The following is a 24,861-nucleotide window of genomic DNA, read 5'->3' on the forward strand; positions in this document are numbered from 1 at the left end:
TCAGCACTCGTTGCGGTGCTCGAGTCGGAAAATGGTTTGCCGGGTCAGCCGGCGCCTTGTCAACCTTGATGAGCTATGCGATCCCTTCCAGAAGCCGATTTCGGCATGCCCGACATCCGCAGCCCGCTCCGGTACCTGTGGTGGAACGCGCGTGCCCAGGCCCCGGCATTGCTGGGCGGCATCGGCTTCGCCACCGCCTGGTGGCTGTTGCAGGCGCTGGTCCCCGCTGTGCTCGGCAAGGGCATCGACGCCGTCACGGCAAAGGACACCGACGCGCTGCTGACCTGGTCGGCGATCATGCTCGTGATCGGCATGCTGCAGGCGTTCACCGGGATCATGCGGCACCGGATGGCGGTCTACAACTGGCTGGCCGCCGCCTACCGCACCGTACAAGTGACCGCCAGACAAGCCGCGCGGCTCGGTGCCACGCTGCCCAAGCGGGTCTCGACCGGCGAGGTTGTCAGCGTCGGCAACTCCGATATCTCCCACATCGGCAACTCGATGGAGATCCTGCCGCGTGGCACCGGCTCCGTCGTGGCGATCATCGCGGTCACCGTGATCCTCATCTCCACTTCGCTGCCGTTGGGGCTGCTGGTGATGTTCGGCGTGCCGCTGATGGCCGTCGCGATCGGGCCTCTGCTCAAGCCGCTGCACAGGCGGCAGAAGGCCCAGCGCGACCTGATGGGCGAGCTGTCCACCAGGTCGGCCGACATCGTGGCGGGGCTGCGGGTGCTGCGCGGCATCGGTGGCGAGCAGGTGTTCGCCGCGCGCTATCGCGAGGAGTCCCAGCGTGTACGGGCTGCGGGCGTCAACGTGTCCAAGGTCGAATCGCTGCTCGAAGGCGCGCAGATCCTGCTGCCCGGAGTGCTCATCGCGGTCGTTACCGGGATAGGCGCCTCGTTCGCGATCGGCGGCGAGATCACCGCTGGTCAGCTCGTCGCCTTCTACGGCTACGCGGTCTTCCTGATCGGCCCGATGCGTACGCTCACCGAGGTCGCCGACAAACTGACCAAGGGCCATGTCGCCGCCCGTCGCGTGGTGCGCATTCTGTCCGTCGAACCCGAGGTGTCAGGGGGCACCGGCACCAGTGAGGGCGGCGTGCTGCGCGACTTCTACAGCGGCGTCACCGTCCAGCCGGGCGTCATGACCGCGATCGCGGCCGCTCTGCCGGAGGACGCCATCGCCATCGCCGACCGGCTCGGCCGCTACGCCGACGGCGACGTCACCTTCGGTGGGGTCGACCTGGCGACACTGCCGATGGCCGAGATCCGTACGCGCATCCTGGTCGCTGACAACGGCGCCCGCCTGTTCACCGGGAGGCTCCGCGACGAGCTCGACGTCCGTGGCGACTCTTCCGGCGAGCTGGACGTCCGTGGCGACTTTTCCGGCGGGCTCGGCGTCCGCGGCGACTCTTCCGGCGAGCTCGATGTCCGTGGCGACTCGTCCGGTGAGCGGGTGGAGCAGGCGCTGTACGCCGCCTGCGCCGAGGACATCATCGAGGCCCTGCCCGACGGGCTCGACGCTCTGGTGGCCGAGGCGGGACGGGAGTTCTCCGGCGGGCAGCAGCAGCGGCTCCGGCTGGCCAGGGCGCTGCTCGCCGATCCGGAGGTGCTCATCCTGGTCGAGCCGACCAGCGCCGTGGACGCCCACAGCGAGGCCCGCATCGGCGAGCGGCTGGCCAAGGCCCGCGTCGGCAAGACCACGTTGGTCTGTACGACCAGCCCGCTGGTGCTCGACCGCACCGACCACGTGATCTACGTCGAGAACGGCAGGGTGCTCGCCGAAGGCACGCACCGCGACCTGCTGGCGACCTCGCCGGAATACACCGCGACCGTGACGAGAGGGGAGGACTGACGATGGCCCGCGAGATCCTGCCGGTCGCCGACCAGAGACAGGTGCGCGCCTACGCCAGGCGGCTGACGCTCAAGTATCCGCGTCAGCTCACTGTCGTGCTCGCCCTGCACGGGCTCGCGGCGATCGTGGGCCTGGCCGTGCCCTGGCAACTCGGCAATCTGGTGCAAAACGTCCAGGACGGCGGCCACGTCAACGTGCTGCTCTTCGCCGTCGGCATCGGCGCGTTCCTGTTCGGGCAGGGCGCTCTGGTGCGTTACGCGGTGCTCGCCTCGGCCAAGCTCGGTGAGAAGGTCCTCGCCGAGCTGCGTGAGGAGTTCGTCGACCGGGTGCTCGGCCTGCCGCTGTCGACGGTGGAGCGGGCCGGCTCCGGCGACCTGATCACCAGGACCTCCCGCGATGTCGACTCCCTCTCCCAAACCGTTCGGCACGCCGTGCCCGAGACGCTGATCGCGATCGTCACTTTCACGATCACCGTGGGCGCGATGGTGCTGGTCAGCCCGCTGCTCATGCTGCCGATGCTGATCGCGGTGCCGCTGCTCTGGATCTCCACCCGCTGGTACCTCAACCGCGCCCGCGACGGCTACCTGCGCGAGAACGCCGCCTACGCGGACATGACCGAGGGACTGGCCGAGACCGTCGAAGGCGCCAGGGCCGTGGAGGCGCTCGGCCTCCAGCGGCGGCGGGAGGCGCGGACCGCGAACGACATCCGTGGCTCCTTCGCCGCCGAACGCTACACGCTGTGGCTGCGCACGATCTGGTATCCCGCCGTTGAGCTGGGCTACGTGATCCCGGTCGTCTCGACCCTGTTCATCGGCGGCCTGTTCTACGCCAACGGCTGGGTGTCGCTGGCTCAGGTCACCGCCGCCACCTTGTACGCGCAGCAGCTCATCGACCCGCTCGACCGGTTTCTCATGTGGATCGAGGAGTTGCAGGTGGGCGGGGCCGCCATGGCCCGGCTGCTCGGCGTCGCGAACGTGCCTGACGACCGGACCGCCTCCACCGCGCGGCCCGAGGGCGAACTGCTGGAGGCCGACGACGTCCGCTACGCCTACCGCGAGGGCCGCGACGTGCTGCACGGCGTGTCGCTGACCGTCCGGCCGGGGGAGCGGCTGGCCATGGTCGGCCCTTCCGGCGCGGGCAAGTCGACGCTCGGCAGGTTGCTGGCGGGCATCCACGGGCCGCGTACGGGCGCGGTGTCGGTGGGCGGTGTGCCCCTGGTCGACCTGCCCCTCGACGACCTGCGCGGCCACGTCGCGCTGGTCACCCAGGAGCACCACGTCTTCAAGGGCACACTCCGTGACAACCTGCTGATCGCCCGTCCGGACGCCGACGACACCGCCGTGCGCGCGGCCCTCACGGCGGTCGACTCGCTCGACTGGGTGCTCGCCCTGCCCGACGGACTCGACACGGTCGTCGGGTCCGGCGGGCTGGCCATCTCTCCTGCCCACGCCCAGCAGCTGGCGCTGGCCCGCCTGGTGCTGGCGGACCCGCACACGCTGGTGCTGGACGAGGCCACCTCGCTCATCGACCCCCGAGCCGCCCGGCACCTGGAGCGGTCGCTGGCGGCGGTGCTCGACGGTCGCACGGTGATCGCCATCGCCCACCGCCTCTACACGGCGCACGACGCGGACCGGGTGGCGGTGGTCGAGGACGGACGGATCAGCGAGCTCGGGTCGCACGATGAGCTGGTGGCGGAGGGCGGCTCGTACGCGGCCCTGTGGAGTAGCTGGCACGGGACCCCGGCCAGCACCCGCTCCCTCGCCACGGACGAGTCGTCAGAGTGGCTGGCACAGCACTCCTGACCGCCGACTCCTGGTCACCGACTCTGGTGACCGGCTACCGGTCATCGGCTCCCGATAGGCGGCCTTTGAGAGTCGATGAGTCGGCTCCGGATGGGCGGCCTTTGGGGGTCGATGAGTCGGCTTCCGGGGGTGGTCAGCACTTCGCTTCAGGGGACGGCAAGGTGCGGTCCGTCAAGTAGCGGAACATGTGGTTGCGGGCGCACTCGTTGAAGGCGAAGAGCGTGTGTCCTGGGCCCTCGTGGCGGATGGTGGCGCTGCCTTGCACCTGCGTGAGAATCCGGGCGACCGCGTCGGACTCGCGCCAGGCCCCAGCGCCCAGCATCGGTGGCAGGCCCTTGGGGAGGGGTGCGGGCGGGTTGGTCACTGATACCGGCCAGCCGATGCAGCCGAGCGTGCCCGTCGCCAAAGTGTTGGCCGCGCCCGCGTTGGGGGCGATCTTGCGGAGTCGGGCGATCGTCTTGTCGAGCTCGGCGCGGCCGGCGGGGCGTGGCCAGTCGGTGCATTCGGTGACGCCGGTCGACTGGTCGGGGTAGCGGGAGCCACGGGCGGGGACGAAGCCGGAGGCGTCGCCGCGTACGGCCTTACGGAGGGCCTCCGCCAGCTTGGGATAGCCGTCGGGACCCTGATGGGCGAACCCCATGGCGAGGGATTGCAGGTCGCCCCCCGTATAGGCGATCCCTGCAGACTTGGCCGGGACCGGGGAGCGGTCGGCCTTGGCGACCAGGCCGCGCCACTGGGCGGACAGCTCTCGGCACTTGCCGGCACCGGCGCACCAGGTGAAGAAGCGGTTGAAGGACGTCTCGTTGTCCTTGGCCATGTTGACCATGTCGGTGGTCCAGTCGGTGCCGCTGTGGCTGATCGTGCCGTCGAGCACCATGGTGCGCACCTGGCCGGGGAAGAGCCGGGCGTAGTCCTGCGCGTAGATCCCGGCGTAGGAGGCGCCGTAGAAGTTGAGCTTGCCGTCGCCCAGGGCCTTTCTGATGGCCTCCATGTCTCTGGCGTGGTCGGCCGAGCTCATGTTGGCGAACAGCTCGGGGTCCTTGTTGCGGCAGGCTTCCGCGTAACCGCGGTTGGTGTCGGAGAGCCGTCCGAAGTCGGCGTCGTTTTTGGGGAGGTCGGGCAGCGGGATTCGGGTCCAGGTGCAGGCCAGCCCGGTGCTGAGGCCGCTGAACTGCGCGCCGTAGCCGCGGGTGTCCCAGGTGATGACGTCCATCCGTTCGCGCAGCTTGGCCCAGAGGTCCGCATAGGTCTGGGTCAAGGCGATGCCGGGGGCACCGGGGCCGCCGTAGGCCACCAGAACCGACCCTTCGGAGGAGGTGCCGGTGGCCTTCAACCGGCCCAGCTTGAGGGTGATCTTGCGGCCGTCGGGTTTCTGCCAGTCGGCGGGGACCTGGAGGTCGGCACAGGTCATCCCGACTTTGTCGTTGGGGCAGGCGGACCAGTCGAGGGTGGCCGCCTGCTGGGACTGGACGCCGGAGCCGAGGAGGGCCATGGCGATGGAGAGGGAGATGTGCTTGAGCATGCGCACGACGATCCCGCAGCGGGGGTTGCGGGCACATCGGACCAGGGGCTGGTCTGGGGGGAGGCGAATCAGCCCGTGGCATGTCATGCCACGGGCTGATGACACCTGCGACGCGGCCCACCCCGAGAGGTCGACCGACGAGTGTCACCTACAGCGCAGGAAGCCGGGCCACGGCCCGCCCCAGGCGGTCACACGCCCAAGGACCTCTTCAGGAACTCCACCTGCAGCAGCAGCAAGTTCTCCGCCACGACCTCCTGCGGCGTCATATGGGTGACGCCCGACAGCGGGAGCACACTGTGCTGCCGCCCCGCCGCCAGCAGCGCCGACGACAGGCGAAGGGTGTGCGCGGCCACGACGTTGTCGTCCGCCAGCCCGTGGATCAGCAGCAGCGGCCGCTCCAGCTTGGCCGCATCGCCGAACAGCGAGGAGTTGTCGTACACGTCCGCCTGCTCGTCCGGATGCCCCAGGTACCGCTCGGTGTAACACGTGTCGTACAACCGCCAGTCCGTCACCGGCGCCCCCGCCACCGCGGCGTGGAACACGTCGGGCCGGCGCAGCACCGCCAGTGCCGCCAGGAAGCCGCCGAACGACCAGCCCCTGATGGCCACCTTCGTCAGGTCGAGGTCGTCAGGGTATTGCTCGGCCACCCCCTGCAGGGCGTCGATCTGGTCCTCCAGCGGGGGCGTGGCCAGGTCGTTGAGTACGGCGCGTTCGAAGGCGGGGCCCCTGCCCGGGGTGCCGCGGCCGTCGGCCACGATGACGGCGAAGCCCTGCTCGGCGAACCATTGGCTCTCCAGGTAGCCGCCGCGACGGTTGAGCACCCGCTGCGCGTGCGGCCCGCCGTACGGATCCATCAGGACCGGTAGCTTCCGCGAGCCCTGCTCGTGCCAGGAGGGCAGTACCACGGCGGTGGAGAGGTCGCGGCGGCCGGAGCGGCCGAGCGAGACCCGCAGGTCGAGGCCGGGGCGTTCGGCCAGCGAGGGGATCGGGATGGCCATGCCGTCACGCCGTACGACCGTGGTGGACACGCCCTCGGTGTCGAGGCTCTGCTCGGTCAGTACGCCCACACCGCCGGACATCCGCCCAGAGAACACGCCGGACCGGGTCGACACGGGCAGCAGCGAGTGGCCGTCCCAGGTCCACAACTGGATCTCGGTGGGGTCGCCGCTCGCGCTGAACAGCACGCTGTCGTGGTCGACGTCGAGCACCGCGCGTACTTGCAGGGTGGGCGGAGTGACGGCGCGGTCACCCACGAACAGGCGATTGCCGCCGTCGGCGGCGGCCACCCAGACCAGCGAGCCGTCGTCGAGGTGCGCGGGCACGCCGGTGACGACGTCGACCCAGGCCGGATCGGTGTCCTCGCGGACCAGCGTGGACACGCCGGTCGCCGGATCGACCGCGAACAGGCGCAGCCTCTTCTGATCACGCGACATGGTCACGATCGACAGCGCATGGGAGCTCCAGGCGGCCGTCGTGAGGTATTCGTCCTCGTACGGCACCGCCACGCGCGACCCGTCGATTCCGAGCACGAACAACTGGGTCACCGCGTTGGGCGTGCCGGCGGCCGGATAGCGCTGGGCCGTCGCGGGCCGGTCCGGGTTGGCCGGGTCGGCGATGTGCCAGGTGTGTACCGGAGCCTCGTCGGCCCGTTCGACCAGGAGCGCGTCGCTCGACGGCGACCACCAGTAGCCGCGCATCCGGTCCATCTCCTCGGCGGCGATGAACTCGGCCAGACCGTACGTGACGGTCGGCGACTCGGGCTCCGCGAGCGTGCGGTCGTCACCTGTCGCGAGGGTGTGCACCCGTAGAGCGCCCCCGCTGACGTACGCGACCCGCTGGCCGTCGGGGGAGATGCGCGGGTCGATGACCGCGCCCGGCGTCTCCAGCCGCCGGGTGTCGCCGTTGGGCAGGTCGGTGACGTACAGGCCGCCGGCCAGCGCGAAGGCGGCCCGGGTCACCGAGGAGTCGGTGCTGTAGCCGACCACGCCGCCCGCCTGCTCGCGGCTGCGCTCGCGCCGGGCGCGCTCCTCGGGCGGGAGATCGCCGTCGTCGGCGTCGAGCGTACGCGGGTCGACCACGAGGCGCTCGACGTGAGTCTCGGTGTCGAGTTCCCATAGGCACGTCACCGGGTCGGTGCCGGACTTCGTACGCAAGAACACGACTTTGCCGCCGTCGGGGGAGATCGTGAAGCCCCTGGGCACTCCGAGGGTGAACCTGCGGGTCCTGGCCGACAGGCGCGGGAAGCTCTCACTCATGCCCTAATCCTGCCAGTACGCTCGAACGCATGACTGACCGACGGCTGCTGCTGGTGCACGCCCACCCCGACGACGAGTCGATCGGCACCGGCGCGACGATGGCCAAGTACGCGGCGGAAGGCGCGCATGTCACGCTCGTGACCTGCACGCTCGGCGAGGAGGGGGAGGTCATCCCCCCGGAGCTCGCCCACCTGGCCGCCGACCGCGACGACACGCTGGGCACGCACCGCATCGCCGAACTCGCGATGGCCTGCAAGGCGCTTGGCGTCGAGGACCACCGCTTCCTGGGCGCGCCGGGCCGTTGGCGCGATTCGGGCATGATGGGCGTCGCCTCCAACGACCGGCCCAACGCGTTCTGGCAGGCCGACCTCGACGAGGCGGCGGGGGAGCTGGTCAAGGTCATCCGCGAGGTACGGCCCCAGGTCTTGGTCACTTATGACGACAACGGGTTCTATGGGCATCCCGACCACATTCAGGCGCATCGCGTTTCGCGGCGGGCGTACGAACTCGCCGCCGACCCACGCTTCGGTGAGGGGGCGCCGTGGCGGATCACGAAGTTCTACCACACGGCCGTCGCCAGGTCGGTGATGCGCCGTACGGCCGAGGCGCTGCGCGCGGCCGACGTCGGCTTTCTCGTCGAGGACGTCGACGACATGCCGTTCGCCAGCCCCGACGAGGTGATCACCACGGAGATCGACGCGCGGCCGTGGGTCGGCAACAAGCTGGACGCCATGCGCGCGCACGCCACGCAGATCAGTGTGGACGACCCGTGGTTCGCGCTCTCGAACAACATCGGCCAGGAGGCGCAGGGCGTCGAGCACTACATCCTGGCGCTCGGCGCGCCCGGCCACGCGATGCCTGGCCCGCCGATCGAGGCGGGCGGGATGGGAGCGCCGCACAACCGCGAGAACGATCTCTTCGCGGGCATCCACTGACCGTCGCGGATGATCTGGTTTCTGGCCTCGCGGACGGTCTCTTGGCGGGCGGTCACTGACCTCGCGAATGATCTCTTCGCAGGCATCCACTAACCTCGTTCTTCATGGAGCAACGCAGCCAGGCCGAGTCGGCGTTGGGTGGGGCCGCCTACGGCATGCTGTTCGTGTTGGGGCTGGTCATGGGCATCGTGGGCGGGTTCACGCAGGCGATTTGGCACGTCGGTCCTGTCCCGTTCGTCGGGATGATCCCGGGCTCGGCGATCGGCTGGCTGCTCGCGCTCTTCGGCGTCTGTTTCGGGGCGGGCAAGCTCATGGGTTCGCGCCTCGGGGTGTCGGTGACGGCGCTCGGGTGGCTGCTGGTGTCCATGCCGTTCTCGCTCAAGCTGTCGCAGGGGGATTTGGTGATCTCCGGTAACGGCCCAGCCGGGTTCGTCTACCTCTACGGGGGCATGGCGGCGGTGGTCGTGGCCTTCTGGCTGGCGCCCTCGTCGGGCGGCGGTTCCTGGTTGTTGCATGGCCAGCAGCCAAGGAACCCGACTTAGAGGCATAAAGTAGCGATCGTGCACCATGGTTCCACAGAGCAGCACGTCGATCGGGACATCTACCGCAAGGTGGTCGGCCGATTCGCCACCGGAGTCGCGATCGTCACGACCAGGCTCGACGGGATCGATCACGCGATGACCGTGAACTCGTTCACGTCCGTGTCACTGGACCCGCTGCTCGTACTGTTCTGCGCGGAGAAGGTGGCCCGCTTCCACGACGCCGTGATGGAGGCGGGTGTGTGGGGGGTGTCGGTGCTGCCGGCCTCCATGGAGGACGCGTCGCGGTTCTTCGCGCATCGGGGGCGAGAGCTCGACGGGCAGCTGGAACGCTGGGCGCACCATCGTGGCGAATCGGGCGTGGCGCTCTTCACCGACGCCGTGGCGACGCTGGAGGCCCGGACGACCTCCGTCCATGAGGGCGGCGACCACTCGATCGTGGTGGGTGGGGTTACCGCGCTCGGTGCCCGCGCTGACGACCGTCCGCTGCTTTACCACCAGGGCCGCTATAAGACGTTATGAGCAGTCTTTTGCGGCCGCCCCGGGTGCATGACTGGGGATTGTCCGGGGGCATGCTCCTCCGGTGGAGGTGGCTGAGCGCCGTGACGTGCGCATTCTTGACCCCGGCCGTGGTCATGCGTGGGCCGGTGCCCCCTATGTGATGGGCTCTGTCGGCTCTACGGGCGGAATATGGGTCCTGTAGCCCCGTGCGCCCATGTCCGTGCGCCCGTGCTCGTGCGCCCATGCTCGTGCGTCCTGCGCGCGTGACTGTGCCTGCGCCCGTGTGCCCCGCGTGTGTGTCTGTGTGCGCGTGTGTATCCGGTCGCGTGTGTGGCCATGTGCTCGTGTGCCTAGTTGCCACGGTGACCGCCGACCCGGCGCCGGAGGGGGAGCCGGGTCGGCGGGTCGGGATTATTGGGCCTCGGGAGCTGGGGTTGTGTCCGTTGGCGCCGGTGCTTCGGCCGCCGTGTCCGTGGGCACCGGTGTTTCCGCCGTGGGGGTCGCCGACGGCGTTTTCGCCGCTGGCGGGCACGTGGGGACCGGGTCTGCAGCGGACTCGGTCGATGTCGCCGTCTCGGTGGCCGTCACGGACGCTGTGTTCGACGCCGTCTCGGGCGCTGTTTCGGGCGTTGTCTCGGAAACCGTGTTCGACGCCGTGACCGACGGGGTCGGGGTCGGGGTCGGGGTGGGTGCTGGTGTCGCCGAGGTAGTCGGGATTGCAGAGTTTGTTGGGGTTTCTGGGTTTGTTGGGGTTTCGGTGGGGGCCAACGGTTCTGCGGTGTTGGGTTGGCAGGTGAAGGTGACCGTGGCGGTGACGGTGGCCGCTGGGGCGGCTTCAGTTACCGTGACCGTGGCCTGCTGGGTGACCGTGGTGGTCGCCGTGGCAGTTTCGGTCACTGTCGCGGTCGCCGTATTGGTTGCCGAATCGCTGGTGCCAGGGGTGCCGGTGATCGTCGCCGTGGCCGTCGCCGTTGGGGTGGCTGTCACGGTGCGAGTGGGCCAGGGCAGGACCTTGACCTTGATGCCGGGTTTGCCCTTGACCTTGTAGCTACCCTTGCCGATCTTCTTGCTCGTCTGGCCGGCACCGGTGGTCACGGGGAGGTCGGTGGCCGTCGTCTTGCACGACTTGGCCTTGCAGACCTTCTGTTTCACGCTGAACCTGGCCGCTCCGTCGTACTTGACGGAGACATCCAGATACGAGACGCCTTTCTTCTTGACGACCTTCGTCTTCGCGGTGTACTTCCCGACTTTAGGGGTGGGGGTCGTCGTCGGGGCGGCGGCGGGTAACGCCACCTCTGCGCGGAGAGGAGGGCCAGTGGAATTGAGGGGATCGGACGCTGACGTCTGGGTGATCGCGACTCCGCCGACCCCGGCCAAGGCCATGGTGCCGACCAGCGCGCCCACGATGGTGAATCTCATAATCCTGCTCTTGGGGGAGATTTCAGGACGCGGATCATTATTCCGTCTTGTCAAGATTGGTCAAGGCTGAAACGCATGAACAGGCGCTATCGGTTCCGGCGGGCGGTGAACTACGTCAACCTCTCCACCCCGCTCGGTCTGCTGATCTCCGTCGTAGGCGGTGCCACGAGGCAGAGTGGGCCCAACGGCCTCGTCCTCGCGTTCGGCTACCGCTACCGCTTCCCCATCGCCGGGGCCTTCACTGTCGGAAATGTCGTCCTGACTAGGCGCGACTCGCTCGAAGACCAGCTCATCCGGCACGAGGGCCGGCACGCCACCCAGTGGGCCTGGTGCGTCGGCCTGCCGATGCTCCCGCTCTACTTGGTGGCCATGCTCGTGTCCGTAGTGGTCTGCGGGCACCAGGCCTCGTACAACGTCTTCGAACGGCTGGCCGGACTCGACGACGGCGGCTACCCACGCGCACCCCTCTGGTGGAGAAGGGGCGGGGGCCGGGATCGGTTGGGGTGAGCCGCCCGCCTCTGGTGGGGGCGGGGCGGGGGCGATTGGGGTGATCCGTGTACCCCTCTGATGGGGAAGGGGCGCAGGTCACGATTGGTCTGGGTGACTGATCCGCTACGTAGGGCAGAGCGACGCGTATGACGCAGACGATCGAAGTCCCGCACTGGCCGGACAGCTTCAAGGACCGCCTCACCGCCCCCCTCCCTGAGTTTCGTGAGTTGCTGAGCGTCACCTGGCACGGCGCGTTCCGTCCGGACATCGGTGACGCCGACCAGATCCCGGTGCTGCGCAACGGCGGTCTTCCTCGGGCCGCCACCGGCGAGACCATGGTGACCTGGGTGGGTCACTCCACGTTCGTCCTGCAGATCAGAGGGTTAACGATCCTGACCGATCCGGTGTGGTCGCGCAGGATTCCCGGAGTACGGCAGCGGCTGACGCCTCCGGGTGTCGCCTGGAGCGACCTGCCGAGGATCGACGCCGTGGTGATCAGCCACAACCACTACGACCACCTGGACGCGCCCACCATGCGCAAGCTGCCGAGGGACACACCGATCCTCGTGCCAGCCCGGCTGAAGCCCTGGTTCGACCGGCGCGGCTTCACCCGGGTAACAGAGCTGGATTGGTGGGAGTCCACGTCGATCGACGGCGTCACGTTCGACTTCGTACCCGCCCACCACTGGAGCCGGCGGACCGTCTGGGACACGTGCAAGACGCTTTGGGGTGGGTGGGTGATCGACGGCTCTGTCTACTTCGCGGGCGACACCGGCTATGGAGACCGGCTGGCGCAGATCGGGGACAGGTTCGGTGGGCTGGATCTGGCGCTCATGCCTGTGGGGGCGTATGAGCCGCACTCGTTCATGAAGGCCGCGCACGTCAACCCCGAGGAGGCGGTGCAAGGCTGTCTGGACGTCGGGGCGCGGCGGATGGCCACCATGCACTGGGGCACGTTCGTGCTGTCGGGGGAGCCATTGCTGGCGCCGGTCGAGGCCGCACGGTCCGCCTGGCGCGCCCAGAGCTTGCCACGAGAGGGCCTGTGGGATCTGGCGATCGGGGAGTCACGTTCCTTCATCTCCTGATGTGTGTGGGCTGTGCGCTGGCGGGCGGGGAGTCACGTTCCTTCGTCTCCCGATGCGTTTGGGCTGTGCGTCTGGGGGCGGAGGAGCGTGCCCAGAGTCAGGGCGCCGATGGCCAGGCCTGAGATCGCGCCCGCGCAGAGCACCGAGGCGGTTGACGGGCTGACGATGGTGATGCCGAAGAGGGCCAGGGCCGAGATGATCGCGGAGACGGTGATATACGTCCAGATCGCCAGTCGTACGACACGCAGGCGGGTTTGCTCGGACGGGTGGGTGCGGGAGAGGAGCCAGGCCAGGGCGGGCAGGAGCAGCACACCGTGCATGAGGATGGCGTGGGCGGGTTTGAGCGAGCCGGCCACGGTGTAGGCGAGCTGCTGAGAGCCGGTCAAGGCCTCGAACACTCCGCGGGCGATCATGATGCCCCCGAAGGCCATTGCCGCCAGGAACGTGCCGAACCCGGCCTGGACGGCCAGACGCATGCTGGGCGATCCGGCCAAACGCGCGATGGGTGCCCCACTGGGAACCGTGTTGGATGTGGTGAGATTCGTGCTGGGGGACCCACCGATACCTGTGCTGGGTCCGGTGTGATCCGTGGTGGGCGACCCACTGAGACCTGTGCTGGGCCCAATGAGACCCGTGCTGGGGGTGCCGCCGAGGTCCGTGCTGGGCGACTTGCCGGTATTCGGATGTGATGGGCGGAAGGCGCTGACCGTCATGAAGATCGCTATGGCGATCAGGGTGAAGCCGCCGGCGGCCAGTGTTCTGGCGATGAGCGAGTCCACGTCGGTGGACATGTTGAAGTGCGAGGGCACGCCGCGCCACGCCTGCACGCTGATGAGGGCGACTTCCACGACCGAAGCCGCCGCGAAGACGCCCAGGAAGACGTTGCGCCTGCGTAGTCGGATGAACTGTGACACCCAGGTGAGCGAAAGCACGCTCAACCCGAACGAGACCCCGAACGTGAACGGTTTGCGCCACGACACGGGGCCGTCCCACGGGCCACCGTCGAGTACGAGCACGCCCAGGTGGACGAGCCCGGAGACGATCAGGAGCAGTCCGATCACGTACCAGAGGCGAGTCATGTTCGCCATGGTGACGTGGAGGAGGGGCGCGGGCGTCAGCCCAGGGTCTTGATTCCACATACGGCTGTGGTCGTAGCTGCCAGGTCAGGGGATGAGGCACAGGGGTTGAGGAGCGCCCCACCAGGACAGGGAGCAAGGGGCAAGGGGCAAGGGGCGCCTCGGCAGGGTCGGGGAGCGCCCAGCAGGCCAGGAGTGGGCCGCAAAGGTCAGAGAGTGAGCCGCCAGGTCAGGAAGCGGGCCGCCTGGTCAAGGGGCGGGCCGCCGCCTGGTCAAGGAGTGAGGCGCAAGGTGTGGACGGCAGCCTTCTTGACGGTTGCCGGTTTTGAGTACATCGGGAGTAATTGTCCCTTCGCCCACAGCGGTGCCTGGTCCCAGTAGTTGTCGTGGAACGCGTGCCCCGAAGCCCCCGTCAGGTTGATCCATTCGGACTTGTCCAGATCGCCCAGGTCGATGATCATCCGCATCGACGGCACCGAAGTCACCGCGTAGTCGCGCTGCGCGTTCCAGCCGGTGGCGTTCGGGGCGTCCTTGCTGCCCGGTACCTCGAACGGGCCCCGGTTGAAGAGTGCCTCGATGGGCGCTATGCCCGATGTGCCGAGTGAGCCGTTGGTGAGCGTCAACTGGTGCAGGTCGCCCCAGCGCCAGGCCGTGACGTCCGTGCCGAGCCGGTCGGACACCTCCTGGTAGGCCGAGGCCAGTGCCTGCTGGACGATGTCGTCGCGGGTCTCCGTACGGCCCTTGGTCGTGGTGTCGTCCCAGTACGGGTCGTCGGGGGTTTCGAGCAGTCGCTTGATCACCTCGTACCAGCGGTCGCCGCCGCTCGGCCTGGCACCGGTGGGCAGGTCGTCGTCGAACGTCAGCTTGAGCAACTGCCGCCAGACCGCGTTGAAGTACGCCGCGGGAGCCGAGTCGACGCCCTGTGAGCCGTCCCAGTCCTTCAGCGACTGCCTGGCCTGTACGGCCGGACCCGCCAGAGGCACCCGCATCAGGGCGGGGACCAGGGTCTTGGCCAGGCCGTTCTGGGTGTCCTGCTGGATCTTGGACATGGTCGTGGCGTCGACCTTGCCCTTCGCGATCTCCTGGTTGAGCCGGTCGATGATGCGCTGGGAGCGATAGCCGTACGCCCAGTCCTTGGTCAGCAGCGGCCGGTACTGCCTGGGGTCGATGACGGCGTTGTTGGCCGTCACGATGTAGCCGTCGGAGGGGTCCTCCATGGAGGGCAGCTGGTCGTAGGGGATGGGGGCGGTGCGCCAGTCGTACTCGCCGGTCCAGCCGGGCACCGGCCACGTGCCGTCGCCCTTCTGGCGTACGGGGATCCGGCCGGGCGCCTGGTAGCCGATGTGGCCCTCGGTGTCGGCGTACACCAGGTTCTGGGCCGGCACGTCGAAGAGCGCGGCCGCGGCGCGGAACTCCTGCCAGTCGGTGGCCGAGTTCAGTGCGAAGATCGCGTCGACCGTGGTGCCGGGCGTCAGGGCGGTCCACTGGAGGGCCACGGCGTTCGCACCGTCGCTCGGTTTGACGTCGCCCATCACCTCGTTGATCAGTGGGCCGTGCCGGGTGCTCCTGACGTTCAGTGTGACCGTGGCGCCACCGGCCACCTTGATCTCTTCCCGCCGGGTCTCCAGCTTCACCGACTCGCCCTTGTACAGGTACGTGTCGCCCTTCACCCGCTCCAGGAACAGGTCGGCCACGTCGGGGCCCAGATTGGTGAAGCCCCAGGCGATCTTGCCGTTGTGGCCGATGATCACGCCGGGAACGCCGGAGAAGCTGAACCCGGTCACGTCGTACGCGCAGGATTCCGTGATCTTCCGGCAGTGCAGCCCGACCTGGTACCAGACGGACGGCATCTGCGCCGACAGGTGCGGATCGTTCGCCAGCAAGGGCTTGCCGCTGGCCGTGTGCTCGCCGGAGACCACCCACGAATTCGACCCGATGCCCTCGCGGTCCGCGGCGCTCATCGTGCCGGGCACCGCGTCGAGCGCCTTCGCGGCCTGGGCGAGCGCCCTGGCCGCGCCCTGGCCTGGTGTCGTGGCCTCCTGCGGCGTGGTGCCGCGTGGCGTGGTCTTGCGTGTCGTGGTGCCATGCGGAGTAGTGCCGCGTGGAGTGGTGCCGCGTGGGGTGGTGCCGTCCGTTGTGGTGCCGCGTGGAGTGGTGCCGTCCGTTGTGGTGCCGCGCATGGAGGTGTCGCGTGCGGGCAGACGGTCGCGCTGGTCGAAGCGGTCGTCGGCGATCGTGCCCTGGGTGACGATCGGCATATGGCTGTCGTACGGGTAATCCGGGTAAAGCTGCTCAACCCGGGCCCGAGGCAGCTTGGTAAGCGCCAGAGCGCGGTCGATCTCGTCTTCCATGTTGGAACGCAGGTCCCAGGCCATGGCCTTGAGCCAGGCGACGGAGTCGAGCGCGGTCCACGGCTCGGGCTTGTAGGACCCGTTCTGCACCTTGAGCACCGAGTATTCGAGGCTCCGGTCGGAGGCGTTGGGGTTGGCCTGGAGCCAGGTGTTGACGCCCTTGGCGTACGCGTCGAGGTAGCGGCGGGTGCTTTCGCCCAGCTCGGGCAGCTCCTGCTCGGCCACCTTGCGCCAGCCCATGGTCCGGATGGCCTTGTCGTTGTCGAGCGTCGCCTTGCCGAACAGCTCCGACAGCCGCCCTGAGGTCACGTGCCGCCGGAAGTCCATCTCCCAGAACCGGTCCTGCGCGTGGACGAACCCCTGAGCCATGAACAGATCCTCGGCCGTGTCCGCGTAGATCTGTGGAATTCCCGCTTTATCGCGATAAATCTCCACATTCCCGGTTAAACCGGGTAGCCGCACGGCTCCGTCCACCTGAGGGAACGACCGTCGCACCGTGTACACGAGCACCCCGGCGAGCACCAGCGCGAGGACGAGGACCACGGTCAATGCCCGCGCCACCCACCGGAACGGCCAGGGCATCCAGGCGTAGGGCCGCAACCTCACGAAGACCTCCATCTCTCGCGCAGCCCCTCAAGTCTGACAGCCCACGATCACTACTCCCGCCCCACGAGCCCCTCCTGAAACACCGGCGCCTACGGGGTTCCAGCACATGGAGACGGCCTGCCAGGGGCAACGAAAGACCGACTGCGCCAACATCGAACTATCGAGACACGGGCCGATGCTCCCGTCTTCAGGCGGGATGGTGTGGGCGCGGGCGTGGCGAGGTAGGCGGCTCGGTGCAGCGTCAAGCATCCTGGCTGCTGCGTAAGCAGCAGGCGAGGAGCACGTCAGTCCCACACCTGTCCGGAGGGCGTATCAGAAACCCGGACACCCATGCTCACAAGGGACTCGCGCAGCCGGTCCGACGCCGCCCAATCCCCCGCCTCCCGAGCCCGCGCCCGTTCGGCCAGCAGTTCCGCCGCCCCCGGCGGCAACGCCGGCCGTCGGGACCGCCCGATCTCGACGGCCAGGTCCAGCCCCAGCACCTGGTCCAGATGCAGGAACGACTCCAGCTTCGCCCCCGGCGCCACCGACTCGTCCCGCTCCAGCTCCCGAAGCGCACGTAGCGCGGTCGGCGTGTCGAGGTCGTCATCGAAGGCCGACTCCGCCCGCCGCACGTAGTCGGCCGCCATCGGCGCGCTGGGCGACTCCGACCACTCGGCCACCCGTGTCCGCCACCGCCGTACGGTCCTGTCGGCCGCGTGCAGGGTGTCCCAGGTGAGGTTGAGCTGCTGCCGGTAGCGGTGTTCCAGGAACGCCAGGCGTACGGCCAGCGGATCGAGGCCCGCCTCGGTCACGTCCGACAGCAGCACCACGTTCCCGGTGGACTTGGCCATCTTCCGCCCGTCGAACAGCAGGTGCTCCCCATGCACCCAATGACGCACCACCTCGTGGCCGGCCGCCGCGTTCGACTGGGCCCGCTCGTCCTCGTGGTGGGGGAAGCGCAGGTCGATGCCGGCGGTGTGGAGGTCGATGCGCTCGCCGAGGAAGTGCAGCGACATGGCCGAGCACTCGATGTGCCAGCCGGGGAAGCCGCGGCCCCAGGGGGCCTCCCAGGACAGTTCGCCGTCGGAGGGCTTCCAGAGGGCCCAGTCGGCGTGGAAGCGCTTGCGGGGGTCGGTGGCGTCGGGGCGGAGGGAGTCGAGGCGGTTGCCGGAAATTTCGCCGTAAGTGGGGAAGGACGTGGCGTCGAAATACACCGCTCCGTCCGGCAGCGCGTACGCGTGTCCCCGCTCGATCAGCTTGGCGATCAGCTCGATCATCAGGTCGATCGTCTCGCTCGCGCGGGGCATGTGCTCCGGCGGCCGCATGTTCAGGGCGGCGGTGTCCCGCTTGAAGGCGTCCTCGTAGTAGCGGGCCAGGTCACGCGGCGAGCGGCCCTCGGCCCGCGCCCGCATGAGCACCTTGTCCTCGCCGGCCTCCGAGTCGTCGGCCAGGTGGCCCACGTCGGTGATGTTCTGGCAGACCACCATGCGTACCCGCTGCCGCTCCAGGACCCGCCGGATCAGGTCGGACAGCAGCTGGGAGCGCAGGTTGCCGACATGCGCGTGGCGATAGACCGTCGGCCCGCAGGAGTACATGCGCATCGCGCGGGCGGGGGCGATCTCCTCGACCTGCCTGGCGCGCGTGTCGTAGATCCGCAACATCCCCCGAGCCTAGCCCCCGGCCGCCAAGAAACGTCAGCCACCCAAAAAGCCGACGATGTCCCGGTCTCCCCGCTCCCGCAGCCGCGCCAGCACCTCATCACGCGTCGCCGTGTCCGGCAACCCGATGCGCGCCCCGATCAGCCGCAGCCCCTCCAACTCCGAGGTGACCGGAGCGGTGTAGCCGATCAGATAGAGCGCCCGGTTCAACGGCGGCATCCCCGGAGCCGCCGCGGGCAGGTAGCGGGTCAGCAGCTCGCCCCCGTCGGACACGGTGAGGAAGACGTGGTCGCCCTCCCCGGCCTTGAAGTCCGCCAGCACGTTCCTGATCGACCCCATGGTCGGCTGGTTGTGCCAGCTGATCACCACGTCCCCGGAGGGTGTCGCGGCCGTGAGCTGCCCGCCGGGAGCCATCCCCAGGTACGCCGCGAACCCCGTCGGCAGCGGCGACCCCGATCCGCGCAGGTGCTCGGCGTTGACGTCGACGCGATGCCACCAGCGGCCGTCGCGGCTGCGGAAGCTGCGCCGGGTCTCCGACACGTCCCTGCGCGGCTGGTACGGCTCGGCCTCACCGGTCGGCGAGGTGCCCGCCACCCGGATCCAGCCCCGCTGCGTCCGCTCGAACCCGGGGCCGCCCGAGTAGGCGCGCACCGAGCTCTCGCTGACGTCGTAGCGGGAGGTGAGGTTCGAGACGATCGTGCTGACCGACGCCTCACCGCCGGCGCGCTCGATCTCCCTGGCGATCATCTCCCTGATCCCCAGGTATTCGTCGCCGCCCCATCTGGTCAGCCCGTACTTGTTCCGGTCCACGCGGCGGAACCGCTCGTCGGCGGTGAGCTGGTTGCGGATGCCGACCAGGCTGTAGTCCTCGCCGATGCGCTCCTGGATCTCCTCCGGCGTCATCGGCCGCCCGGCCACCGCCAGGACCGCCTCCGTCTTCTCGTTGATGCTGCGCGGCCACGGCACCACGTGCTGGTCCAGTACGCGCAGCTGCGGCACGGCCAGGATCCACCGCTCGGCCACGTCCTCGCGGATGCCGAGCTGTGTGACCATGGTCACGGCCTCGCCTATCGGCCGTGGCCCGTCGGTGAACAGCTGGCGCGTCTTCTCCCTCAGCTCGTCCGCGCCGCCCGCGATCAGCCAGTCGTCGGCCTGCTCGTACCCGGTCAGCAGCGTGCGGACGAACCGCCAGGCGGGGATGCCCAGCGTGCGCAGCTCGCCGCGGTGCCACGGCACGGCCGCGGCCAGGTCGTCGGCGGGTACGGCCGAGCCGAGCCGGCCGCGCAGCCAGGTGACGTGCGCGACGAGCGAGACCGCCTCCGGGCCGCCCAGCCAGGCTTCGACATGGTCGCGCAGGTCGCGTTCGATCTGCCGGATCCGCTCCCGCGTGACCGAGAAGCGCTGCGCCAGCTCGTCGAGCGTGGCCCGCTGCGAGGCGTACAGGCGGTCGCGGGCGATCGCCCGCTGCCGCTCGTCCAGCGCCGCGAACAGGCCGTCGATCAATTCGGGCAGCGGCTTGTCCGGCCGCGCCACGGCCGCGGCGACCGGCTCGGACGGAGGTTCGAGCAACCGCTCGAACACCCCGCTGAACAGCTTCTGCACGACGTCCTTGCCCAGCATCTCCGGCGTACGCTCGGCCTCGGCAGGGTCGGAGAAACGCAGCAGCGGCAGGATGTCGCCGATCAGCAGGTGCCCCCAGCAGGCCACGGCGAGATCGGCGAGATGGCCCGCCACGGTCTGCGTAGTGATGACGGCGCACGCGCGGTCGAGGGGGATCGTCTGCCACCACGCCTCGGGAAGCTGGGGCTCCTCCACGATCGGCGCTATCTGCACAGGAGAAGTCCAGCGCAGCGGTGGCGCGAGGTCGCTCAGGCTGAGGTTCATTGAGGTCCAACCGGCAATGGGAAGATATCCGCAGTTCAGACTATGTGATCAGAGCGACAGAAAAGGGCTACCTCTTCCTGAATGGGAGATATAGAGCATGGATCGAGCCCGCGTGCAGGCTACATACAGCATGCTCCGTTCCCGTTGCAGTGCTCTCGCCCGGGCCCCCGGTTCGTCGGGCGGCGGTTCGGGCACCACGCCCTCCGCCACGCCGATGAGCGCGACCCGCTCGAACTCCAGCCCCTTCAGATTCTGGAACGCCGCCACCCGCACGTCCGCCCGCCCGAGCGCCTTACGCGCCTCACGGACCAGCTTCGAGGTGCGCGCGCCGACGGCGATCTCATCGGCCGGGACACCGTCGTCCAGCCAGGAGACGACCGTGGCCACCAGCCCGGCCAGCTCCGCCTCCGGCGAGTCGTAAGCCCTGAGCACCGGCCGCTCGCCGTTGCGCAGCGCGCGGAACCCGTACAGCGGGGACATGCCCTTGACCAGCCCGTCGGCGGGACTGCCGCCGCGCAGCCGGACCGCGAACGACAGCAGCTCCTGCGGCAGCCGGTAGGACACCTTGAGCGTGTGCTGCAGAGCCGGGATGCCCACCGAGCCGAGCGTCACGCGCGTGTCGGTGATCCGCTGGTGCGGGTCGCCGACGATGAACAGGTCGTCGTGCGCCCGCGGCGCCACCGCCCGCAGCAACCGCCACTGCGACGGGCTGATGTCCTGCGCCTCGTCCACCACGACGTGCCGGTACGGCTTGCGGCCCGGCTCGATGTCGTCGAGCAGGTCGCCGGTGGCCCTCGACAGCAGCCGGAGCGCCTCGTCGGTCAGCTCGGCCAGCGTACGCGCGCCGGGGCCGATCAGCGCCGGGCGCCGGCCCTCCGCGCTGGCCACGATGCGCATCGCCAGCCGCTCGGCGTTGTCCACGTCGACCCGCTTGCGCGTCACCCCGTCGTCGATCAGCCGGTCGAGCCGGTCTGACAGATCCTCGCCCAGTCCCTGCGAGTACGTCACCAGCAGCACCGGCCCGCTCCCGTGCGCGGCCAGATGGGCCGCCCGATGCAGCGCGATGATCGTCTTGCCGGTGCCCGCCCCGCCGATCACCAGCACCGGGTGCTCGTAGCGCGCGGCGCGGGCCAGCCGGTGCTGTTCCGGACGCGGGAAGGCGCACCATTCCGGCGCGTCGAGGATCCGTTCCAGCTCCACCTTGTCCGCGGCGAACACCGCCCGGTCCGGACTGCGGCGCAGCGCCGCATGGAAGTCGTTTACATCGATGCGGTCGGCATCCGCGTCCGTGGCGCGGCAGGTGTCCAGCTCCCGCCAGGCTTCGGCGAGCGTGCCGCCCCGGGCCAGCACCGCGAGCGGCACGTGCTGAGTCGGGGGGAGCAGCGGTTCGAGCGCCTCCACGTCGGCCTCGTTGCTGATGAGCCGCACCAGCGGCAATGCGCGTACGTCGATGCCCAGCGCGAGCAGATCACCATCGCAGATCGGGGCGAACAACCCCGAAGCACTCGCCGATCGCCGTAACGCGGGCTCGACCCGTTCGAGCGCCTCGGCGTCCCACTCCTCGACGACGCCGATCACCGGGTTGATCCCGTAGCGGTAGCGCTGCGCGTACGACCAAGCCTCGGGGTCCGGGAGCACGGTACGCAGCCAGTACACGTCCCGCTGGCGCACCACCACGCCCCGGTGGCCCGAAGTGAGGCGGAGCGTCGCGATCCGCGGGTCCCTGGCACCCCTGACCCGCTCGGGGTGCGGGGCGCCCGAGACGTTCAGCAGCAGGCGGCGGAGTGCGACCACGGCGTCCCTGCGCACCGGCTGTGCCAGTGCGCTGAGGTCCCGGGGGAAGTCCGGGGCGATCGCCAGCCGCGGCACGGCTCAGTCCAAGAGTTGCAGCAGGTCGCGGTCCCCGCGTTCGCGGAGCCTGGTGAGCAGGTCGGGCAGTCCGACAGGTCCGGTCATCCCGATCCTGGTAGCGATCACTCTGGCGGCCTGGTCGCGGGTCCCGCCGGGGGCGGTGTAACCGACCAGGCGCAGCGCCTTGGTGATCTTCTCGGCCCCCTGCGCGGCCACCGGCAGGTGCCTGGCCCGCAACACGCCCTCGTCCGACAGCGTGAGGAACAGGTGCCCGCCCTCCTTCGCGCCGACGTCCGCGAGCAGCCGCTCGACCGATTCGAGCACCGGCCTGCCGTGCCAGACCATGGTCAGCTCGCCGGCCGCGCTCCGCACGGTCCTGCTCTCTCCCGGCGACAGTCCGAGGTACGTGGCGAACCCCGTGGGCAGCGCGCACTCACCGCCGCCGAGCTGCTCGGCCGTCACGTCGATCCGCAGCCACCACCGGCCGTCCGGCTGGCGGAAGCACCGCCTGGTCTGCGAGACGTCCTTCAGCGGCTGGTACGGCTTGGCCGGCTCGTTCGATGCCCCGTTGCCCTCGCCCACCACGACCTCGGCCGGAGCGAACGCCTGGAACTGCGGCGTCCCCGGCGGCGGCGACGGTATCGGGGGCACCTGGGCGAACGCGGACGCCGGGGGGACCTCAATGATCTGCGGCTTCGAAGGAGCCGGCGGCTCAGAGGGCCTGGCGGGCGCCTCCGACGGCAGCGTGGCCAGCACGAACTGCCAGGCGGGGACCTCCAGCGCGCGGATCTCCCGGGCGTGCCAGTCGGCCGCGCCGATCAGCTGGTCCCTGGGGGCGGCCGGGCCGATCGTCCGGCGCAGCTCGTCCAGATGCGCCCGGTACGGGGCCGCCTCCTCGCTGGCCAGCCACTGGCCGAGGCGGGCCCGCAACTCGGTCTCGGTGGCGGAGATGTCGGCGGGCGGCACGGCGAACAGCTTGGCGAGCTGGTCCACGGCGGACGGCTGGTCGGTGAAGACCCGGTTCTGGGCGACGGCCCAGCTCTTGTCGTCCAGACCGGCGAACGCGGCCTCGATCAGCTCGGGCAGCTCATGTCCCGCAGGCTCCGCCGGCTCCGGCTCCTCTGGTTCGGCCGCCTCGAAGTCCGGTGTGTCGTACTTGGGTTTCGCCTCTTCGGGAGCGGGCTCAGGCTCAGGTGCGGCTTCGGCGTCCTGCGGTTCCGGCTGCGCGCCCTCGGCTTCGAGCGCGGCGGCCTCCTCGGCGGCGGGCTCCGGCGCGGGCTCGTCGGCGGCGTCCAGGACGGGCTGGGGCTCGGGCTCGGGCTCGGCGGCCTCGTCGACGACCGGCTCGTCGTCGGCGTCGAGCACCGGCTCCTCGGCCTCCACGGCGTCCTCGGCCTTGTGAGCGGCCACCGCCTCTTCGGCGTCCGGCGCTTCCTCGCGCTCCGGTGCCTGCTCGGCGATCGGTGCCTGCTCAGCGACCGGGGTCTGCTCGGCGACGCGAGCCTCCTCGACGACCGGCTCGGCGCTCGGCGGCGCCTCCACAGGCAGCGCGACCGGCACAGCCTCGGGCGCGAGGGCAACCGGGGCCGGGGCTGAGGCTGGGGCGGATACCGGCGCCGACGGGCGCTGGAGCTGGGGTGCGAGGTGTACCAGGGCCGCGGAGAACAGCGTGTTGAGCACCGGACGCGCCTGGATGAACGGCTGGTCCACCAGCTCCCTGCCGGTCAGCGCGAGCAACCCCGACCACGACCCGGCGCGGTCCAGCGCGATCGCCACCTGCGGCTCATCGGCCTCGTCCGGATCCAGGACGTGCAGCGCCGGCAGCACGTCGCCCACAGCGGCGGCCGGCCAGTGCTCAAGCGCGATCTCCGTGAGCAGCTCGGCCAGCGGCTCGGGGCCGATGGCCGCGAGCACGAGCGGCATGGGCAGGCTGCGCCACCAGGCGTCCGGAAGCTCCGGCTGCCCGGTGAGCAGCGTGATCGTGGACGCGTCGCTCCACCTCAACGGTGGTACGAGGTCGCTCAGGCAGAAATTCATCCCGTTCCGTTCACCAGCCCCTCACGCCGCCGTGTCGTCGCAAGGCTCCTCAACTTCGTCAGCGGTGCAGCCTTACTCTCTCCGCCACTCTTTCCGCCGCCCACGAACAGACCATAGTCCGGCAAAACTCCCCTACGCATCATCCACTACGTATCAGCGCCGGACGGCGGCGAAGCGTAGACGGACGTAGTCGGCCATCCAGCCCGTCTCCCTGCGCAGAGCGGGTGCGGCGAGCTCGTTGACCCGCTGGAGCAGCGGCTCGACGATGTCCTTCGGCAGCCCCTCGATGACCGAGGACGCGAACATGCGTACCCAGTCGGCGGCCCCCTGCGGGCACTCCTCGAGCGGCGTCGGCCGGTCGAAGTACTCCAGCAGCCGGACCACGAAGCCCTCCTGCTCCAGCCGGCGGGCGTACTCGGCCGGCGTGGGGAAGTACCAGGGCAGGTCGGGCTCGCGCAGACCGTACTCCCGCCAGGCGGTGTGCATGGCGGCGGTGAGCTCCGCGCAGTTGCCCGCGCCGCCCATCTCGGCCACGAACCGGCCGCCGGGCGAGAGCGCCTCGTGCACGTTGGCGATGACGGAGACGGGGTCGCGGCTCATCCAGTGCAGCGCGGCGTTGGAGAAGACGGCGTCGTAGGCCAGCGCCACGCTGAAGTCGTGCCCGTCGCCGACGATGAAGTCGACACCCGGATAAAGGGCCAGGGCCTTCTCGATCATGGCGGGGGAGCCGTCGATCCCCAGGACGTCGGCACCCCGCGACGCGATCTGGGCGGTCAGCACCCCGGTGCCGCAGCCGAGGTCGAGCACGCGCTCTCCCGGCCGCGGATCGAGCAGGTCCACCAGGGGCGCGCCCTGCGTCGAGACGTAGCCGAAACTGCCGTCGTAGGCGCGACTGCTCCACCGCTCCAAGCTCGGTGTGTCGTATCGCAAGACGATCAGCTCTCATTCGTCAGACAAGGGCCCCCTGTGGCCGTGCTGTCTGTTCACTTTAGAGGTTGATTGTCTCCGCGACATA

17 protein-coding genes are annotated in these 24,861 nt (G+C 69.7%); 7 read left to right on the forward strand and 10 right to left on the reverse strand.

The genetic code is table 11. From position 1 onward, the window contains the following. Positions 1–75: 75 nt before the first annotated feature. Together AB0C30_RS16830 and AB0C30_RS16835 are read left to right on the forward strand one after the other, a co-directional pair. The gene (locus tag AB0C30_RS16830) at positions 76–1,854 is read left to right on the forward strand and encodes an ABC transporter ATP-binding protein (RefSeq protein WP_357944173.1); all 1,779 of its coding nucleotides are present in this window, start codon (positions 76–78) and stop codon (positions 1,852–1,854) included. A 2-nt stretch (positions 1,855–1,856) separates the two neighbouring features. After that, a complete protein-coding gene (locus tag AB0C30_RS16835) occupies positions 1,857–3,656 on the forward strand; it encodes an ABC transporter ATP-binding protein (protein WP_357944176.1) in 1,800 nt (599 codons plus the stop codon). Between the two features lie 133 nt (positions 3,657–3,789). Here the strand turns inward: AB0C30_RS16835 and AB0C30_RS16840 are convergent, their stop codons facing one another. Next, a complete protein-coding gene (locus tag AB0C30_RS16840; RefSeq protein WP_357944179.1) occupies positions 3,790–5,178 on the reverse strand; it encodes an alpha/beta fold hydrolase in 1,389 nt (462 codons plus the stop codon). 188 nt (positions 5,179–5,366) lie between these two features. Further along, complete coding sequence (locus tag AB0C30_RS16845) at positions 5,367–7,433, reverse strand: DPP IV N-terminal domain-containing protein (protein WP_357944181.1); 2,067 nt, start codon at positions 7,431–7,433, stop codon at positions 5,367–5,369. Positions 7,434–7,462: 29 nt separating this feature from the next. Between AB0C30_RS16845 and mshB the strand changes: the two genes are divergently transcribed. The 3 genes from mshB to AB0C30_RS16860 all read left to right on the forward strand — a co-directional run bounded on the left by mshB (position 7,463) and on the right by AB0C30_RS16860 (position 9,429). Beyond that, positions 7,463–8,368: an N-acetyl-1-D-myo-inositol-2-amino-2-deoxy-alpha-D-glucopyranoside deacetylase gene (gene mshB / locus AB0C30_RS16850; protein ID WP_357944184.1), complete on the forward strand. Its 906-nt coding sequence runs from the start codon at positions 7,463–7,465 to the stop codon at positions 8,366–8,368. A gap of 104 nt (positions 8,369–8,472) precedes the next feature. Next, the gene (locus tag AB0C30_RS16855; protein WP_357944186.1) at positions 8,473–8,910 is read left to right on the forward strand and encodes a DUF6113 family protein; all 438 of its coding nucleotides are present in this window, start codon (positions 8,473–8,475) and stop codon (positions 8,908–8,910) included. Between the two features lie 18 nt (positions 8,911–8,928). After that, a complete protein-coding gene (locus AB0C30_RS16860; protein ID WP_357944188.1) occupies positions 8,929–9,429 on the forward strand; it encodes a flavin reductase family protein in 501 nt (166 codons plus the stop codon). A 390-nt stretch (positions 9,430–9,819) separates the two neighbouring features. On the opposite strand, the gene AB0C30_RS16865 is transcribed toward AB0C30_RS16860, so the two are convergent. Beyond that, positions 9,820–10,827, reverse strand: coding sequence for a hypothetical protein (locus tag AB0C30_RS16865; protein ID WP_357944191.1), 1,008 nt, complete (start codon positions 10,825–10,827; stop codon positions 9,820–9,822). A 75-nt stretch (positions 10,828–10,902) separates the two neighbouring features. Between AB0C30_RS16865 and AB0C30_RS16870 the strand changes: the two genes are divergently transcribed. Then, positions 10,903–11,334, forward strand: coding sequence for a hypothetical protein (locus tag AB0C30_RS16870; protein ID WP_357944194.1), 432 nt, complete (start codon positions 10,903–10,905; stop codon positions 11,332–11,334). Between the two features lie 128 nt (positions 11,335–11,462). After that, entirely contained in the window at positions 11,463–12,401 is a 939-nt protein-coding gene (locus tag AB0C30_RS16875) for an MBL fold metallo-hydrolase (protein WP_357944196.1), read from the forward strand. Between the two features lie 32 nt (positions 12,402–12,433). Here the strand turns inward: AB0C30_RS16875 and AB0C30_RS16880 are convergent, their stop codons facing one another. From AB0C30_RS16880 to AB0C30_RS16910, 7 genes are all read right to left on the reverse strand, one after another. After that, the gene (locus AB0C30_RS16880) at positions 12,434–13,480 is read right to left on the reverse strand and encodes a hypothetical protein (RefSeq protein WP_357944198.1); all 1,047 of its coding nucleotides are present in this window, start codon (positions 13,478–13,480) and stop codon (positions 12,434–12,436) included. A 269-nt stretch (positions 13,481–13,749) separates the two neighbouring features. Then, a complete protein-coding gene (locus AB0C30_RS16885) occupies positions 13,750–16,434 on the reverse strand; it encodes a penicillin acylase family protein (protein ID WP_357944201.1) in 2,685 nt (894 codons plus the stop codon). Positions 16,435–16,718: 284 nt separating this feature from the next. Beyond that, positions 16,719–18,077, reverse strand: coding sequence for a cysteine--tRNA ligase (gene cysS / locus AB0C30_RS16890; RefSeq protein WP_357944204.1), 1,359 nt, complete (start codon positions 18,075–18,077; stop codon positions 16,719–16,721). Positions 18,078–18,110: 33 nt separating this feature from the next. Continuing rightward, positions 18,111–19,958: a sigma factor-like helix-turn-helix DNA-binding protein gene (locus tag AB0C30_RS16895; protein WP_357944207.1), complete on the reverse strand. Its 1,848-nt coding sequence runs from the start codon at positions 19,956–19,958 to the stop codon at positions 18,111–18,113. A 48-nt stretch (positions 19,959–20,006) separates the two neighbouring features. Continuing rightward, complete coding sequence (locus AB0C30_RS16900) at positions 20,007–21,827, reverse strand: UvrD-helicase domain-containing protein (protein ID WP_357944209.1); 1,821 nt, start codon at positions 21,825–21,827, stop codon at positions 20,007–20,009. Between the two features lie 3 nt (positions 21,828–21,830). Beyond that, positions 21,831–23,846 (reverse strand): hypothetical protein, encoded by a 2,016-nt coding sequence (locus AB0C30_RS16905; RefSeq protein WP_357944212.1) that lies wholly within the window; start codon positions 23,844–23,846, stop codon positions 21,831–21,833. Between the two features lie 153 nt (positions 23,847–23,999). After that, positions 24,000–24,776, reverse strand: coding sequence for a class I SAM-dependent methyltransferase (locus tag AB0C30_RS16910; protein WP_357944215.1), 777 nt, complete (start codon positions 24,774–24,776; stop codon positions 24,000–24,002). Positions 24,777–24,861 lie beyond the last annotated feature (85 nt).

Source organism: Nonomuraea sp. NPDC048901, from assembly GCF_040649695.1.
Taxonomy (GTDB): domain Bacteria; phylum Actinomycetota; class Actinomycetes; order Streptosporangiales; family Streptosporangiaceae; genus Nonomuraea.